The organism is Tenacibaculum sp. SG-28 (assembly GCF_002954385.1).
Taxonomy (GTDB): Bacteria; Bacteroidota; Bacteroidia; order Flavobacteriales; family Flavobacteriaceae; genus Polaribacter.
On record NZ_MQVY01000004.1, the window covers coordinates 170,208 to 187,341 of the forward strand.

At 32.9% G+C, this 17,134-nt stretch carries 19 protein-coding genes and 1 pseudogene; 5 read left to right on the forward strand and 15 right to left on the reverse strand.

From position 1 onward, the window contains the following. Positions 1 to 30: 30 nt before the first annotated feature. From BSU00_RS10750 to BSU00_RS10795, 10 genes are all read right to left on the reverse strand, one after another. Complete coding sequence (locus tag BSU00_RS10750; protein ID WP_105004385.1) at positions 31 to 879, reverse strand: ABC transporter permease; 849 nt, start codon at positions 877 to 879, stop codon at positions 31 to 33. 14 nt (positions 880 to 893) lie between these two features. Next, positions 894 to 1,790 (reverse strand): ABC transporter ATP-binding protein, encoded by an 897-nt coding sequence (locus BSU00_RS10755; RefSeq protein ID WP_105004386.1) that lies wholly within the window; start codon positions 1,788 to 1,790, stop codon positions 894 to 896. A gap of 108 nt (positions 1,791 to 1,898) precedes the next feature. Beyond that, positions 1,899 to 2,597 carry a response regulator transcription factor gene (locus BSU00_RS10760; protein WP_105004387.1) on the reverse strand — a complete coding sequence of 233 codons (699 nt, stop codon included), beginning with the start codon at positions 2,595 to 2,597 and terminating at the stop codon, positions 1,899 to 1,901. 12 nt (positions 2,598 to 2,609) lie between these two features. Beyond that, a complete protein-coding gene (locus tag BSU00_RS10765) occupies positions 2,610 to 4,178 on the reverse strand; it encodes a sensor histidine kinase KdpD (RefSeq protein WP_105004388.1) in 1,569 nt (522 codons plus the stop codon). A 109-nt stretch (positions 4,179 to 4,287) separates the two neighbouring features. Next, entirely contained in the window at positions 4,288 to 4,878 is a 591-nt protein-coding gene (gene coaE, locus BSU00_RS10770; protein WP_105004389.1) for a dephospho-CoA kinase, read from the reverse strand. Next, entirely contained in the window at positions 4,878 to 5,798 is a 921-nt protein-coding gene (locus BSU00_RS10775) for a YbbR-like domain-containing protein (RefSeq protein ID WP_146104846.1), read from the reverse strand. The genes coaE and BSU00_RS10775 overlap by 1 nt, the downstream gene beginning before the upstream one ends. Positions 5,799 to 5,892: 94 nt before the next feature. Next, complete coding sequence (gene yajC, locus BSU00_RS10780) at positions 5,893 to 6,168, reverse strand: preprotein translocase subunit YajC (protein WP_105004391.1); 276 nt, start codon at positions 6,166 to 6,168, stop codon at positions 5,893 to 5,895. 12 nt (positions 6,169 to 6,180) lie between these two features. Beyond that, positions 6,181 to 6,648 carry a DUF1573 domain-containing protein gene (locus tag BSU00_RS10785; protein ID WP_105004392.1) on the reverse strand — a complete coding sequence of 156 codons (468 nt, stop codon included), beginning with the start codon at positions 6,646 to 6,648 and terminating at the stop codon, positions 6,181 to 6,183. Positions 6,649 to 6,681: 33 nt separating this feature from the next. Next, entirely contained in the window at positions 6,682 to 7,503 is an 822-nt protein-coding gene (gene nusB / locus BSU00_RS10790) for a transcription antitermination factor NusB (protein WP_369820323.1), read from the reverse strand. A 194-nt stretch (positions 7,504 to 7,697) separates the two neighbouring features. Then, positions 7,698 to 8,798 (reverse strand): Glu/Leu/Phe/Val dehydrogenase, encoded by a 1,101-nt coding sequence (locus BSU00_RS10795; protein ID WP_105004393.1) that lies wholly within the window; start codon positions 8,796 to 8,798, stop codon positions 7,698 to 7,700. A 161-nt stretch (positions 8,799 to 8,959) separates the two neighbouring features. Between BSU00_RS10795 and BSU00_RS10800 the strand changes: the two genes are divergently transcribed. Further along, on the forward strand, positions 8,960 to 10,714 hold the full coding sequence (locus BSU00_RS10800) for an ABC transporter ATP-binding protein (protein ID WP_105004394.1): 1,755 nt from the start codon (positions 8,960 to 8,962) through the stop codon (positions 10,712 to 10,714). Between the two features lie 77 nt (positions 10,715 to 10,791). Continuing rightward, positions 10,792 to 11,150: pseudogene (locus tag BSU00_RS10805) on the forward strand (PUR family DNA/RNA-binding protein). 111 nt (positions 11,151 to 11,261) lie between these two features. Here the strand turns inward: BSU00_RS10805 and BSU00_RS10810 are convergent. From BSU00_RS10810 to BSU00_RS10825, 4 genes are all read right to left on the reverse strand, one after another. Next, on the reverse strand, positions 11,262 to 12,299 hold the full coding sequence (locus BSU00_RS10810) for an isochorismate synthase (RefSeq protein WP_105004395.1): 1,038 nt from the start codon (positions 12,297 to 12,299) through the stop codon (positions 11,262 to 11,264). Beyond that, positions 12,296 to 12,532: a S9 family peptidase gene (locus BSU00_RS10815; RefSeq protein ID WP_105004396.1), complete on the reverse strand. Its 237-nt coding sequence runs from the start codon at positions 12,530 to 12,532 to the stop codon at positions 12,296 to 12,298. Before BSU00_RS10815 ends, BSU00_RS10810 begins: the two co-directional genes overlap by 4 nt. Before the next feature lie 122 nt (positions 12,533 to 12,654). Further along, positions 12,655 to 13,110, reverse strand: coding sequence for an alpha/beta fold hydrolase (locus BSU00_RS10820; RefSeq protein WP_158254428.1), 456 nt, complete (start codon positions 13,108 to 13,110; stop codon positions 12,655 to 12,657). A gap of 35 nt (positions 13,111 to 13,145) precedes the next feature. Then, complete coding sequence (locus BSU00_RS10825) at positions 13,146 to 13,565, reverse strand: PaaI family thioesterase (RefSeq protein ID WP_105004398.1); 420 nt, start codon at positions 13,563 to 13,565, stop codon at positions 13,146 to 13,148. 55 nt (positions 13,566 to 13,620) lie between these two features. Here BSU00_RS10825 and BSU00_RS10830 point away from each other — a divergent pair, with 55 nt between their 5' ends. Together BSU00_RS10830 and BSU00_RS10835 are read left to right on the forward strand one after the other, a co-directional pair. Next, positions 13,621 to 14,118 carry a hypothetical protein gene (locus BSU00_RS10830; RefSeq protein ID WP_105004399.1) on the forward strand — a complete coding sequence of 166 codons (498 nt, stop codon included), beginning with the start codon at positions 13,621 to 13,623 and terminating at the stop codon, positions 14,116 to 14,118. Positions 14,119 to 14,120: 2 nt separating this feature from the next. Then, the gene (locus tag BSU00_RS10835) at positions 14,121 to 14,741 is read left to right on the forward strand and encodes an L-threonylcarbamoyladenylate synthase (RefSeq protein ID WP_105004400.1); all 621 of its coding nucleotides are present in this window, start codon (positions 14,121 to 14,123) and stop codon (positions 14,739 to 14,741) included. Positions 14,742 to 14,764: 23 nt separating this feature from the next. Here BSU00_RS10835 and BSU00_RS10840 read toward each other — a convergent pair whose 3' ends face one another. Next, a complete protein-coding gene (locus BSU00_RS10840; protein WP_105004401.1) occupies positions 14,765 to 15,760 on the reverse strand; it encodes a glycosyltransferase family 2 protein in 996 nt (331 codons plus the stop codon). 368 nt (positions 15,761 to 16,128) lie between these two features. On the opposite strand from BSU00_RS10840, the gene BSU00_RS10845 reads away from it, so the two are divergent. Further along, on the forward strand, positions 16,129 to 17,118 hold the full coding sequence (locus BSU00_RS10845) for an NAD(P)-dependent alcohol dehydrogenase (RefSeq protein WP_105004402.1): 990 nt from the start codon (positions 16,129 to 16,131) through the stop codon (positions 17,116 to 17,118). Positions 17,119 to 17,134 lie beyond the last annotated feature (16 nt).

Genomic DNA, 17,134 nt, shown 5'->3' on the forward strand with positions numbered 1-17,134 from the left:
ATTTAGAACAGCTAAACTAATTAAAACCCTTTATAAATCTCTCTTTTTTAACAGAAAAAATGAAAAATAAATAAAAATACTCGTCCAAATTAAAACGATTATTATATTTAAAAATCCAACAGAATAATCTTTTGTGATTTCCTCCCCAATTTGATTCGCAACAGATTTTACGGCGCCTAGTCTTGAAATAGGCTCTTTAATTAAATTAGACATGGCTTCTAAGGGTAGAAATTGCATAATTTTATCCACAGCTTCTTGGGTTCCGGATTGAAGATCCCTAAACTTCCAAAAAAGATATCCTTTAAAAATACTTTCTATGAATAACCATACAACCATCGCCGCAACTGCAAAAGCAGATCTTTTAATTAAAATTCCAAAAAATAAGCCAAAAGAGAAGAAGCAAACTAGTTTTAAAAAAAAGGCTACCAAATATTCTAAATCTGAAAAGATGATGGTTAATTCATTAAAATCGGAATAAATTAAACCCAAAATTAAGGATACAACAAATACAAAAACAGTAGATAAAAATGCTAGTACCACCACTGCATAAAACTTAGATAGGATAAATTCCCTTTTACTAAGGCCATCGATTAGGTTCTGTTTTAAGGTTTTGTAGCTATATTCGTTTGCCATCATCGAGACAATTACGAGAAGTAAAAAGAATTTAAAAATAGCGGCTACATAGGTATTGAAGTGCCAAATGTAGGGGAAGTTAAATATTCCTTGGTCGGCCAAATGAAACTTAATCGGTCCAATATCAAATTTGATGGCGGCAATTAAAGCTATCGAGGCTAATAGCGCAAAATAGATTATAATAAGTGCTTTGCTAGCTTTGTTGTGTTTTAATTTATAAAGCTCAATGTTTAATAGTCTAATCATAGTAAAGAGAAGTGTTAATTTTTGGTGAGATCTAAAAACTGTTGCTCAAGACTTGGTTTTCGTTTTACCAAATGGGAAATCGTAATTTCGTTTTCAAATAAATAGGTATTCAATGCAGATGCAGGCGTATCATTTTCCAGATGGACAATTATTAAATCCTCTTCTGTGCTAATACTTGCTGTCTCGGGATAATTTTTTAAAGCCTTTATCAGACGTTCTTTATTTCCATCTGTCTTTACTTCTATTATTCCATTCGAGGCAACCATTGTCTCTACCTTTCCACTGTATAATTTTTCTCCTTTTCTAAGAACAATTACATGAGAACACACTTTTTCAACTTCGTCTAATAAATGCGAAGCTAAGAGAATCGTTGTGCCATTTTTTGCGATTTTTTTAATAATTTCTCTTATTTCATGTATTCCCTGAGGATCTAATCCATTCGTGGGTTCATCTAGTATTAAGATTTCAGGGTCGTTTAAAAGTGCAGAAGCTATAGCTAAGCGTTGCTTCATACCTAAAGAGTAGGTTTTGAATTTATCGTTTTTCCTATCCAACAAATTTACGACTGCTAATTTTTTTTCGATATTATTTGTGTCTACTCCTTTAATATGACAAATTAATTCCAAATTTTGGTGGGCAGACATGTACGGATAGAAATTAGGGCGTTCGATAATTGCACCTACTTTCTTCAATGCTTCGTGGGTTGATAAATTACCATTAAACCAGCTAAATGAGCCTGAAGTTTTATTAACAACATTTAATATGATTCCCAGAGTTGTAGATTTTCCGCTTCCATTAGGTCCTAAAATTCCATAGATATTACCCTTTTCAATAGTGAAAGTTAAGTCCTTTATCGCTTGTATTTTGCCGTAATTTTTATGTAAGTTTTGTATGGTTAAAATTGTTTCCAAGTTTTTCCTTTTAGTTGATTATGCAATTAAGACGCTTTAAAGTTATTTTTGTTACAAAAAAACTCCCGGAAGATACTGGAAGTTTTTTGATTTTGCTTAGAGATTGTTTTAGTTTTTGTCGATTAATCTAAATCCTTCTCCGTGAATGTTAAGGATTTCAACATTTTCGTCACTCTTTAGGTACTTTCTCAATTTAGCAATATAAACATCCATGCTTCTTGAGGTAAAATAATTATCATCTCGCCAAATTTTTGTTAGCGCTAGTTCTCTTGGCATCAAGTCGTTTTTGTGAATAGCAAGCATTCGCAGTAGTTTACTCTCTTTGGGAGATAATTTTTGTGGTTCTTGTCCTTTATACGACAAATGGCGCAATTTAGAGTTAAAATCAAAAGCACCAATTTTAAATTCAAATTCTTTACTTTCTGTAGATTTTTCTCCTTCTTTTCTTTGTAAAATAGCCTTTATTTTATGAAGTAAAACTTCAGAGTCAAAGGGTTTGTTTAAATAGTCGTCAGCACCTACTTGGTATCCTCTTAAAACGTCTTCTTTTAAGGTTTTAGCAGTTAAGAAAATGATGGGTATTTCTTTGTTGGTAGTTCGAATATCTTCTGCAAGAGAAAAGCCATCTTTACGAGGCATCATTACATCAAGAATACACAAGTCATAGTCTGAGTTTTTGAACATGATTAGTCCGTCAATACCATCTTTAGCATGCGTGACATTATAGTCATTTAATGCTAAATAATCTTTAAGTACTGTTCCGAAATTTGGGTCGTCCTCAACTAATAGAATTTTTTTGCTTCCCATTGTATTGTAATTTTAAATTAATGGTAATTTTATAGTAAATGTACTTCCTTTACTTTTTTCACTTTCAACGTGCACAGTTCCATGATGATTGTCTATGATTTCTTTTACATAGGCAAGCCCTAAACCATGTCCCTTTACATTATGAATATTCCCTTTATGTTCTCGATAAAATTTATCAAAAACATACTTTTGAGCATTTCTACTCATTCCGATTCCGTTGTCTTTAATCTTGATAATTAAATATTTATTAGTGTTTTCTGTTGTAACCTCTATTTTAGGTTTGCCTTCTGAGTATTTTATGGCATTTTCTAACATGTTAACCATGACGTTGGTAAGGTGAAATTGATTGCCTAATATGGCAGCGGAATTTGCGTTTAAATTTGTCGTAATGGTTCCGTCGACATTCTTAATAAGAAGCTCGACGTGCTCGATAGCCTCTTCAATAATCTCATGACCATCCTCAGGGCTTTTACTGATATCAATTTGATTTTTCTCTAGTTTTGAAATTCGCAAAACATTTTCCACTTGCCCATGCATGCGTTTGTTTTCGTCACGAATCATTTTAACATATCTTATTATTTTTTCTTGGTCGCTAATTATTTTTGGATTTTTTATGGCGTCAAGAGCAAGATTGATTGTTGCGATTGGTGTTTTAAACTCATGGGTCATGTTATTGATAAAATCTGTTTTTATTTCGGATATTTTTTTCTGTCTTACTAATTGGTACAGAGAAATAGAAAATGCAGCAATAATTATTCCAATAAATAACAAAGACAATAATAAGATCTTCCACATCCCAGAAAGTAAACTTTCACTCTTGTTAGGGAATTTCAAATACAATTTATATTTGCTATTTCCTTCGTCGTTTTCCAATAGTGGATAGTAATAGTTGTCGTTGGGTTGGATATTAAAGTATCCTGATTTTAAAGGAGTTGCAAGACCGTCTTCGTATACTCCATATTTGAATTCTTGAGTAATATTTCTTTTAGAAAGTTCTTCTTTTAGGGTTTTGTTTAATTCATTGTTACTGATTCTTTGGTATATTGGTGTGTGAATTTTACTCTGCCTGAAAACCTCTTCCAATTGTTGTTGAAACAGTTTGTCAAAAGTTTTGTAAGTAGAAAAACTATTTTCTTCGATAAAACTTTTGAAATCTTTGTTTTTGGATGAAATTACTTTAGAAAAATAAACATCTTCTTTACCAGAAAACTTTTTAATTAAAATGGTGTCATTGTTTATAAAATCTGTCGGAATTTTAAAGTTTTCCTCTAAAATTGTACTGCCAAACGTGAACTTTTCTTTGTTCGTAGTGTCTATACGTTGAAATAAGTAGTTTTTTATTTCTGCGGTGGATCTTAGTTTATTGTCTTTTAGAAAAGATTCATGATTTAACAAAAATTCTTTGTATTCTCGTTCTTTTATACGTTCTGAAGTTTTTGCTAAGGCGATGGTAACATCGTTGTCAAACTGTTGTTGTTTAGTTTTAATTGCATCTTTAATCCAATACAGTTGCACTGATATAATACCAATCAGTGAAATACTCATCAAAACAACTATGGTTATAAATATTCTTTTAGCCATTTCTCAAAAGTAAATTATTAAAACGAACTATATTTTTGTTTTAACGTAGATTAACAATTTTGTTTCAAAATTAAGTATTTTTTAAGAAAAAACATAGAATAATCGCAAATTACTTTTTGTTTTTCGTTAAAATATTATGAATTTTTAAAACTGAATCCGCTGTTTCATTTATGTTTATGTTGGAGATAATGTAGTTAGATTGTAGGGTCTTTTTTTTCTCACTCCATTGGTTGTGCATTCTCTGTAAAACTTCTTTTCGGGTGCTGTCATCTCTTTTCATAACGCGCAGTATCCTATCTTCTAAAGGAGCAGTTACGGTAATTATTTTATCGCATAGTGCTTGGCTGTTGTTTTCAAACAATATTGCATTTTCATATATTATGTATGTTTTGGAACTATTCATTGTTACAAAACGCTGAAAATGGTTATGTACTTCGGGATGTACAATAGCATTTAATTTCGCTAGTCTTTGCTTATTATTAAAAACGATTTTTGCGAGGTGTTTTCGTTGTAGTTCGTTGTTTTGAAAACAAGCCTCTCCAAATTCTGCAATTAATTTAGTTTTGATAATTTCTGAGGAGTGCATCAATTTTTTTGCTTCCAAATCGGCGATGTAAATAGCTACATTTTTATTTTTAGAAAATAATTTTGCTACTGTCGATTTTCCGGTACCGATTCCACCTGTTAACCCTATAACCATTATCTATGAATTAAAAAGTCTATTTTCTCCGGTAGAATTCGTACTGAGGATACCAATGTAGATTTACTTTCAACTTTAGGAATCAAATAAGGAACTTGTTCTTTTTTAATTTCCTGATAATCGCAAAATACATAAAAGGATTCGCTGTTTATTTTACCGAAGTTTTGGAGTCCAACCTTGAAAGTTACCTTCACTGTGTTTGGGTAAATATTAATCTTTTCTTCTTTTGGTAGGTTTATAATGGTAACCGGTAACTCTAAAGTTCCTTCTGTATATCGATCCACATATAAATCCATTGTAACGGATTCTATAGATGTTCGAATATTTTCTGGAATGTCTAATGGGATATTTTTCGTTGTATTTGAGGCAATGTTTTTAATTTCTATTTTTTTTGTAGGTATGGCTTTTAAATCTCTCAGTGCCATGTCCGTTCCGGATACTGTTATAGAGTCTGGGGATACCTGTACGGGTTTTGTTAAATCAAATCCTTTTGTAAAGGTAGTAGTGATTTTTGCTTCTATTGGCAACTTTTTACTTTGTAACTCTTGAATGTTGAAAATAATAGAGTCTTTAGTAATAGAAACTAATTGCAATCCGGATAGTAATTCTTTTTGTATGTTTGATTTATAGTTGTTACACAGCAGGAAATAATAGTTTTCCGATCTTTTTTTTAAGTCTTTTAAATCAAAGGAAATTTTTTCTCTTGAAAAATTGGCAATAATTAATTTGAATCCAGTTCCGGTAACATTCAATGTTAATTCCTCCGGAGGTGTATTTATGATTACTTTATTAGCAGCAATATTATTATATGCCACAGCTACATTTACTGTAGTGGTGTATTCTTTGGAAAGATTAATGAGTAACCAAAATAATAAAGCGGCTAACAAAAAGCCAAAGAAAGACTGTGGTATTTTTATCATTGTTGCCAAAAGAAAACTTTAATTTTCAGAATAAAAAAGTGAGGCAAAGCTCACTTTTTGGGTTGTTATTTTTTTTCGGTGTTGTATTTTTTACTCAATCTAACGAAATAGCAGAACGTTCAAATTTGATTTTTCCAGCACCAGTTTCTAGGGTTATGGTATTATCGTTATCATTTATTTCCACAATTTTTCCATGAATACCACTTGAAGTTATCACTTTTGTGCCTTTCTTTATGGAAGATTGAAATTCTTTTTCTTTTTTTTGACGCTTCATTTGCGGACGTATCATAAAAAAATAGAGAACACCAAGCATTAAAATAAATGGTGCAAAATCTAAAATACCGCCAGCTTGTAAAAAAATAGTTTGCATTAGTTAATGAATTTATTGGATGGTTTTTGGAGTTACCATTCCCGTTATTTTTAAAATTTCTCTGCCTTTCTCCGTATTTGTTGTGAGTGTTACCGCTTTCGATTGTTTATTAGGTTTTCCATTGGTGTTAAAACTAACTTTTATTTCTTTGGTTTCTCCCGGAGCTATAGCCTCTTTAGGCCACTCTGGTACGGTACAGCCACAAGTTGATGTAGCATCTGATATTATAAGATCTGATTTCCCGTCATTGGTTATGGTAAAAGTAGTTTTTACAATTTCTCCTTCTGGAACCTTACCGAAATCAAAAACTTCTTTGTCAAATTTTGCGATTGGAGAACCAATATTTATTTGACTATCTCTTTTTTCGGCTTGAATTAGATTCTCTTTTTTTACTTTTGAAGCAGCATTACCCTCTTTACAAGAAACAGGTAGTGTTAAAAAACCCCCTGCTAGTATCGCAATGATTATTGTTCTTTTCATGATTCGTGTAATTTGTGTAAATGTAATAATAAATTATAATAGACCTCTTCCAATTTTCACCATTGTATTGGATGCGAGGTATTCTTTTGCGAGTTTATCTAAAACGCCATTTATAAAATATCCACTCTTATTGGTAGAATAGTCTTTGGCTAATTCTATGTATTCGTTGATCGTCACACGACTTGGAATGGATGGGAAATGTAAAAATTCAGTAATAGCCATTTTGATTAAAATCATGTCTACATCTGCAATTCGATCGCTTTCCCAATTTGGGGTCTTGTTTTTTATGTCGATATCGTATTTGTGCTGGTTTAATACTGTTTTTTGAAACAACTCGGTAACAAACTTTTTATCGTCATCATCCTTGTATAAGGTGCCAAGTATAAATGGGTTTTTAACACTTTGTTTGTTAAGGGTTTTTAGAACCCATGTGTTTACAAAAGGCATATCGTCTACCCAAGAAATCATTTTATCTTCAAAATAATCTGCTAATTTTTCGTTAGGTGCGATGATTTCACGGAAAAAATTTATTACGAAGCTTCTGTCTACATTATAAGAGTCCTCTACTGTATTCATATATTTAGCGTAGAGTTCGCTGTCTAATAATTCGTCGTAAATAATTTGGATGTACTTATCGTCTAATTCCCAATAATTAAGATGGTGTAGTGCAATGTAGCTTTCCAAGCTCACACTTTCGGATAAGATATGTAATAGTCTATTGGATATAAATTTTGTGTTGGGGTTCAGGTCTTCCTTAGTAGCGAGCATTTTCTTTTTAGAAAGTTCAATTTTCTTCTTTGCTAATTTTTGAGTTTCAATTAATAGCTGCAGATTTAAAACGTATAGGTCGTACATTTTTGAATGCTATGCTTCAAAACTTTTCTTCTTTAGTAATGTCATCACTTAGTGATTGTTGCATGGCATAAAGCGATTGCATTACTTTTACGCGAATATGTCTTCTGTTTATCATAGGAAAGAACTTTAAAAAAAAGAGCGATAGAAATTAATTCTAACGCTCTGCAAAAGTAAAACTTTTATTAATTTTTAGCCTAATTATTTTGCTCTTTTTTGCGTTTGTCAATTCTAGATTGTGCGATATTAAAGGCAGCTCTATGGGTTGTAATATTTTCTTTTTCAGCCATAGTGAAGATGTCTAAAGTAGTATTGTAGATGTTTTCCGTTCTTTTAATACACTCTTTTTTATCGTATCCTACTAACTCCGCGTATACATTTATAATTCCTCCTGCATTAATTAAAAAATCAGGAGCATAGGCAATTCCCTTTTCTTGGAGTAATTTCCCGTGTTTTATTTCATTAGCTAATTGGTTATTGGCGGCACCAGCAACAACTTTAGCTTGTAATTGTTTTATGGTTTCATCATTCAAAGTTGCTCCCAAAGCACAAGGCGCATAAATATCGATGTCTAATCCGTAAATATCATTTCCAAGGACCACATTAGCATTGTATTTTTTACTCAATTCTTGTAACCTTTCTTCATTGATATCATTTAGAATTACTTGAGCACCCTCATCGGAAATATGCTTTACTAACGTTTCTCCTACATGACCAACCCCCTGCACCAAAACTTTTTTACCATCTAGATTATCTGTTCCGAATTTATATTTAGCAGCAGCCTTCATACCCATGTATACCCCGTAAGCTGTAATTGGCGATGGATTACCTGCTCCACCATTTGCTTCTGAGATACCAGTTACGTGCGGCGTTACCTCACGGATTATATCCATATCTCTCGTTTCCATTCCTACATCTTCCGCAGTAATGTATTTGCCGCTTAGAGAATTAACAAATTCTCCAAACCTACGCATTAATTTGTCGTTCTTTTGGGTTTTGGCATCTCCAATAATAACGGCTTTACCTCCTCCTAAATTTAGTCCTGTGATGGCTGATTTATACGTCATTCCACGAGATAAACGTAATACGTCGTTTACCGCTTCCCATTCACTTTTGTATTGCCACATTCTAGTTCCTCCTAATGCAGGTCCTAAAGTTGTATTGTGAATACCAATTATTGCTTTTAAACCTGTATCTTCGTCATTACAAAAAACAATTTGTTCATGATTGTCGAAAGATAGTTGACCAAACACAGGGTCATTTTTTAGGTCTTTAGTTTCAATGATTTCTGATGTCATTTCTAATTAGTTTACTTTGGAGTGTTTTTGTATTATCTCCAAAAATTGCGCCGTAAAAATATGTAATTATTAAAACATAATCAAAAAAAGACATCATAATTATATTATTTTTAACAAGAGCAAGTGATTTATAAGAAGTTTTAAAAAAATAAGAATTTAGTTTGAAAGCATTACAATACGTAAATAAATATTTTATAAAGTATAAGTGGAGACTGTTTTTTGGAATTATTATAACAGTTCTATCTAAGTTGTTAGCATTGAAAATTCCTGTAATTATACGAAACTCCATAAATGTAGTCGAGAAGTATACGGAAGGAACGGTAACAGATATTCATGAAGTAAAAGAAGAATTACTCTACAATGTAATGGTTATTATAGGGATAACTTTAGTCGCTGGGTTTCTCACTTTTTTGATGCGACAAACCATCATCGTAATGTCTCGTTTGATAGAATTCGATCTTAAAAATGAAATTTACCAACAATACCAACGCTTGTCTCTTAACTTTTATAAAAAGAACCGAACAGGTGATTTAATGAACAGAATAAGTGAGGATGTTTCCAAGGTTCGTATGTATTTTGGTCCTGCAATTATGTATTCTTTGAATATGATAGTTCTTTTTATCGTTGGATTTACACAAATGTTACAAATTGACCCTAAACTTACAATGTATACATTATTGCCGTTTCCAATTTTATCTATTTCTATATTTATTTTGAGTAAGCAGATAAACAAGAGAAGTACTATAGTGCAGCAGTATTTATCAAAACTCACGACCTATACCCAGGAATTCTTCTCCGGGATTAATGTGGTGAAATCTTACGGAATCGAAAAAGCGGTTATCGCAAACTTTGATACGTTAGTAGATGTAAGTAAAGAAAAGAATATTCATTTGTACCAAGTACAAGCGCTGTTTTTTCCGTTAATGGTTTTGTTAATTGGTATTAGTAACATCATTGTATTGTATGTAGGAGGACAGCAGTACATTGCCGGAGAGATAAAAATAGGAGTTATTGCTGAGTTTTTCTTGTACGTAAATATTCTTACATGGCCCGTTGCAATTGTGGGTTGGGTTACGAGTATAATTCAGCAGGCGGAAGCTTCTCAACAACGAATTAATGAGTTTTTAGAGCAGATTCCTGAAATTCAGAATACAGCAAAAAGTAATACGGAATTAAAAGGGAAAGTTGTCTTTAAAGATGTTTCTTTGGTGTATGATGATACTAATATTACGGCACTAAAAAGTGTTAGTTTTACTGTAAATCCTGGCGAAACAATAGCTCTTTTAGGTAAAACAGGTAGTGGTAAGTCTACGGTTATTAATTTAATTTCAAGATTGTATGATGTTACTACTGGAGAAGTTTTATTAGACGATATCAATATCAAAGATTGCAATTTATATGATGTAAGAAATCAAATAGGTTTTGTTCCACAAGAGCCATTTTTATTTTCAGATACCATTGAAAATAATATTAAGTTTGGAAAAGATAATACAGAACAAGATCGTATTATTGATGCCGCTAAAAATGCTGTTGTACACGATAATATAGTTGATTTTCCAGATGGATACCAAACGGTTTTAGGAGAGCGAGGGGTTACGTTGTCTGGAGGACAAAAGCAACGAGTATCTATTGCAAGGGCAATACTGAAGGATCCAAGTATTCTCATTTTTGACGATTGTCTTTCCGCAGTGGATACTGAAACAGAGGAGAAAATTTTAACCAATTTAGACAGGGTTTCTAGAGGGAAAACAACTTTCATTATTAGTCATAGAGTATCTTCTGCAAAAAATGCCGATAAAATACTAGTGCTCGACGAAGGTGTTATCGTACAGCAAGGGACTCATAATCAGTTAATAAATATGGATGGTTATTATAAAAAAATATACACGGAACAACTTTTGGAAAAAGAAATATAAGTTAACGTGTTGTTAAGTCAAATATTTTGTTAGATTTGTTGAACAATTAAAAACAACTATACTTTAGATCAAGAATTATGAGCGAGAGAGTAGAACAAGAAGAAATATTTTCCCAAGTTTTAAGAGCTGGCAGGAGAACGTACTTTTTTGACGTTAGAGCAACGAAGGCAGACGATTATTATTTAACCATTACCGAAAGTAAAAAATTTACACACGATGATGGTTCTTTCCACTACCAAAAGCACAAAATTTATCTTTACAAAGAAGACTTTTCTGATTTTCAAGAAATGTTAGAAAAAGCAACAGATTATATTGTAAAGGAAAAAGGAGTAGAGGTTATTAGTGAACGTCACCAAAAAGATTTCAAAAAGAAGAAACAGTTTCTGAATCTTCCTCTACGGGAAGTTTTACAGATGTGTCTTTTGAAGACATCTAAAATCTATATATATTTTACTAGTAAAACTTAACTTTTCTAGTAAATCACACGAATTCGATTCAAATTCAATTTACACAAAAACCATCATTAACTAGCTGTTTATGGTGGTTTTTACAATACGCTCTTCATAGTTTTTGATTTTGCGATTGTTTCCTCCCACTCCTTGTTAGGATCACTGTCTTTTGTTATTCCTCCTCCTACATATACGCTAACAACTCCATTATCAAGTTCCATGCAGCGTAAATTTACAAACAACTCCGATTGCTTTTTGGTCACGTTAACCTCTCCCAAAAAACCAGTATAGAATTTTCTTTTATAGTTTTCATTGTCTAAGATAAATGCTTTGGTAACCTCTTTTGGTAAACCGCATACCGCAGGGGTTGGGTGTATTTTTTGAACAAAGGAATATAGAGGTGTATTTAGTACTCCTGTAATTTTAGTTTGAAGATGGAGAAGATTTCCTGCTTTTATAGTTTTAGTGGGGGTTTTTGAGATATTAGTGGTGATTGGTTGTAGTTGTTCTATCAAATAATCGGTTACAAATTTTTGCTCTTCTATTTCTTTATTTTTCCATTCGACCTCGGTGTTTTTTTGGAAGACCTGTGTTCCGGCCAATGCCATAGTTTCAAAAAAAGAGTCCTTTAAAGTAACCAGAGTTTCCGGTGTTGCCCCTATCCACAAACCAACACTTGGATGGAACCAAAGATAGACCATTGCTTCAGTGTGTTTTTTGAGTAATTTTTTAAATATTGTCAACGCATTGGTATGGTTAAGCTGGATATTCTCTTTTCGGGAAAGAACAACTTTAGAAAAATCCCCATTATTAATAGCAACTATAGCCTTGGAAATAGTTGCTTTGTACTCGGCTGGAATGGAAGGGGCGGATTCAAAAATGGATTTTGATTCTTCAACTTCAAATTCTAGATTTGTCTCTCTTAGAAGTATTGCTTTTTGTAAGGGAATAATTATCGTTTTTTCGGAAGTATCAAATGGAGCGAATACAAACCCATCTTCCGTAAGTTTTTCGGATGTATAAAGATTTTTATTTGCTTGAAAAATACCGATAATTTCTTCCTTATTAGGTTTTCGATACGCTACAAAGGGTAATTGGTTGTGTAATGCAGTTTTTATTTGTTTAAAAATACTCAATTTATCTCGTTTATAAGTTCTTGTTTAATGGCAGGGAATTCTGTCCATAACAATGCGTGTCCTGCTTCATTTAAAGTTACAAATTTAAGTTGATTTTTTGGTAGTTTTTCTGCTAATAGGATTGAATTTTCGTAAGGAACAATCCAATCCGAAGTACCGTGAATACTAAGAATTTTATTGGGGGTATTTTGCCAATTATTTTCAAAAGTAACCAGATCTGAGGCATGACTCATTTTTTCTTTAGAAGCTTCTTTCCATACCCTAGGAATTAGCCATCTTGTAATTTTCCATCTGTATAAATTAAGGGCCCAAGGGATGACCTCTTTAGTGCCAAAAAGCGCCGGTGCGATAAGTACTATTTTTTTAACTTTTTTTTGGTTGCAAGCGCTATAGGCCCTCCATAGGAATACCCTACGTAGACGATGTTGTCATTCGGTATCTCTTTGGTTAGGTCATCTAATAAATCCCTTTCAAAAGCAATACTTTCTTTTACGTGATTTTTGTCTTTATAATTGTAGCCAACCCTGTCGTAGGCAAGCATGTTGAATTTCTCCAAGAGACCTTCGTCCATCATGTACTTCTCGAAATCAACACAAGAACCAACGGTGCCGTGCACAAACACCAAGGTTGGTAGGCTGTCTTTATGTTGTAAGGTTAAAGTTCGGTAGGTATAGCCTCTATAAGTTTTATAACCAATAACCGGTTTTACACTAGTATTCTCGAAAGGAGTTAATAATTCCTCATCAGCAACTGGTGCTGTTAGAGAACTAAAAGCAAACCATACTAATGCGAAGACAAAAAATAGGGTCAAACATACTATTCTTATTTTGTTTACGTGTCTAGACATTATTTTTTATCCAATACAATAGTAGTTAGTTTACAAATAGCGATTAAATTGTCTTCTTCATCTTTTATCTTAATCTCCCACAAATGCGTGGTTCTACCAGTGTGAATAGGTCTAGCAGTTGCATAGACAGTTCCAGAAGCGATACTTTTTATGTGGTTAATGCTAAGTTCAAGACCTTTTGCTATCTTTTTTTCGGTATCGATAAAAAGATAACTAGAAGCACAACTTCCAACAGTTTCTGCTAAAGCTGCAGATGCACCACCATGTAAAATTCCATAGGGTTGGTGTACTGTTTTGTTCACTGGCATTTTTGCTGTTAGAAAGTCATTACCAACATCAGAAAACTCTATTTCTAGCGTTTCCATTAAAGTATTTTTAGTAAAACTGTTTAATTTTTGAAGTGTTTCTTGCTTGTTCATTTATGACTTTAATTCACTCAAAAATACGTATTTTGTACGAACAAAAAATATCACGATGTATAAAGTACGCGCCATTTTAGATACAAAAGAAGATGTCATAAGAACCCTGCTTATAGATCCTAAAAAAAATTTAGAAGATTTGCATACGGCTCTTGCTTTATCTTTTGGATTTGATGCTAAAGAAATGGCTTCTTTTTACCGAACGGAGGAATCTTGGGTACAAGGAGAAGAAATTCCTCTTTTTAATATGGCGGAAGCAGGAGAGGGCCTGTTTATGGGCGCTTGTATTATCGGCGAGACTTTACCTAAAGTATCGGAAAAATTGATTTACGTGTATGACTTTTTGCACATGTGGACCTTCTATATTGAAGTTGTTGAAGTTAATGTTGTTGCATCCGACGAAAAGATAATTTTGTCGATTGGAGAAATACCAAAGGACGTCCCAGAAAAAGAATTTAAAGCAGATGTTATTTTAGATGAATTTGACGAGGCAGAAACGGATGATTTCTCCAACTTTGAAAGTTTAGATGATATTGATTTTGATACCTATTAAAGATGGCTCAGTTTGTAAAAATATACGATGAAAACCCTAATCCAAAAGAAATTGATAAGGTAGTTAAAGTTCTGCAAAATGGGGGGCTTATAATTTATCCAACAGATACCGTGTATGGTTTGGGCTGCGATATAACGAATACAAAAGCTGTAGAAAAAATTGCTAAAATCAAAGGGGTAAAATTAGAAAAGTCTAATTTCTCATTTATATGTAATGATTTAAGTCATTTGTCAGATTATGTTAAGCAAATCGATACCAGAACCTACAAAATTCTGAAAAGAGCTTTACCAGGGCCCTATACTTTTGTTCTGCCAGGAAGTAATTCGTTGCCCAAAGTATACAAAAAAAGAAAAACCGTAGGGATACGTGTTCCTGATAATGATATCGCTAGGGAGATAGTGCGAGTATTGGGGAATCCGGTGGTATCTACTTCCATCCACGATGAAGATGAAATAATAGAATATACTACCGATCCGGAATTGATTTTTGAAAAATGGCAAAACCTTGTCGATTTGGTTATTGATGGAGGTTATGGTGACAATCATGCATCTACGGTTATCGACCTTACCCAAGACGAACCGCAAATTCTTAGAGAAGGAAAAGGGAGTTTGGATATTCTTTAATGGTATCTCGAATAGCAGTTACTCTATCGTAAACTTTTAAATGTGGTTCTTTGCAATATAAAATATTGCCATACGATACTAAAGTGGCGATTGTGTTTTTTTTGCGAGCTTAATTTTTTTCGCTTTTTGAGAAATTTCGGTAGGTTTTTGTAGAAACTTAAATGCGCTTTTAAAATCGCAATTGTATGAACAGGTCGAAGTTCTATGGTAAATTTTAGTCCTGCTATACCATCCAAAATTAAGCGCGTAAAAATGACACTTAGCAAATGCTTTCTTGGCGTGTTTTTTATATTGGATAGTAAGCTGTTTCTAAAGTTTAAAAATGTTTTTCTTGGACTGTTCTCTTTTAGAGTTCCGCCACCTAGGTGGTATACTGTAGATTGGCCAATATAGTTAACTTTATATCCTTTATTTTGAGCTCGCCAACATAAATCAATTTCCTCTTGATGAGCAAAATAGTCTTCATCAAATCCTTTTAGTCTATGGAATACTTCAGCACGAATAAACAAACAAGCTCCAGAAGCCCAAAATATTTCAGAAAAGTCATTGTATTGTCCCTTGTCCTTTTCTAAGGTGTTAAAAATTCGGCCTCTACAGTATGGGTATCCGAAAAAATCTATAAAACCACCGCCTGCTCCAGCATATTCAAATAAAGCTTTGTCTTTGAGATCTAATATTTTTGGTTGTGCAATAGCCATGTTTCGGTGCTCTGCAAACGATTCGGTGATTGGTTTAAGCCAATTTTCCGTGACCTCGATATCTGAATTAATTAATCCATACACATCCGCATTAATTTTTTGTAAGGCATCATTATAGCCTTTTGCATATCCTCCATTCGTCTCATTTTTGATTATTTTGACCGAAGGAAACTTTTGTTTTACAAATGCAATGGAATTGTCTGTTGAGGCATTATCCGCCACATAAATAGTTGCTTCAGGACTAAACCGTACCACAGAAGGTAAATATTTTTCCAACAGAGATTGTCCGTTCCAGTTTAATATGACAAGTGCTAATTTCAAGTCGCCAAAAATACAGTATTAATATCATTTAAACCTATGGATAGTTGTTAATTTACCACTAAAATTTAATTTATGTTTTAGCTACTTTCCTCTTCTTTTTGCTAACATTAAACCAACGAGTACATGTTATGTTCATCGCTTTAATTCAGTATTGAGCGGAATATAAGCGCATCTAACTTTGCAATGAATTGCGTAAAAAGACATTTTTTTCGACGGAAAACCACAAGGTGATTTTTGATTTAAGCCAAATATATTATTTATTATTACAGCAATTTAATATACATCCTAATTACAGCAATGGCTTTGGTAACTATGATTGATCCTATGCTATTCTTGTATAAAACTTCTAATTTATTGAATACGTGAAGATGAAAGCAATAGTTTATAAAAAGTATGGTTTACCAAGAGAAGTTTTAAAAGTAACCTCTATTAAGAAACCTAAACCTAAGAAAAATGAAGTATTGGTAAAGGTTTTTGCCACAACTATAAATGACTATGATTGGAATATGGTTACTGGTAAACCGCGTTTGTATCGGCTTTTCTTTGGGGTTATAAAACCAAAGCGAGCAGTGCCAGGAGTAGAACTATCCGGTGTGGTGGAGGAAGTCGGTAAAAATGTGAATCGTTTTGTTGTAGGAGATAATGTATTTGGTGATATTTCGGATTTTTCCTACGGGGCACACGCAAAATATATAGCGGTACATGAGGATGCTCTTGAAATAAAACCTGAGGGATTATCTCATGTTGAAGCCGCTTCAATTCCGCACGCTTCCGGTTTGGCATTTCAAGCTTTTGATACCATAAAAACAGCAGCTAATATTAAGAAGGTTTTAATTAATGGTGCAGGTGGAGGTGTAGGTAGTATTGCAATCCAATTGGCTAGACAAAGAGGTTGTGAGGTGACTGCTGTCGATAGTTCGGAGAAATTCAGCTATTTACAATGCCTGGGCGCTGATCATGTCATCGATTATAGAAGTACTGATTTTACAAAAGGAAAAAATAAATATGACTTTATATTAGATTGTAAGACCTCAATGCCACCATTTTTGTATGCAAGTATCTTGTGTAAAAAAGGTACTTATGTCAGTGTTGGCGGAAGTACATTTCATCTGTTATTTCTTTATTTTTATGGGATACTTCTAAACTTATTTTCTTCCAAATCTTTTCGTATCGCAAGTTTGCATCCCAATAAAAATCTTTTAAAAATAGCCCAACTTTATGTAGATAAAAAATTGCAAATAAAAATTGAAGGACCTTTTATTTTTGGACAAATTCCTGCTTTGATTGAATATTTTGGTTCCGGAAAGCATTTGGGTAAAATAGCAGTTTCTGTGCATCACGATGCTACAACTGTTTAGTGCAAATTTGTTTAAT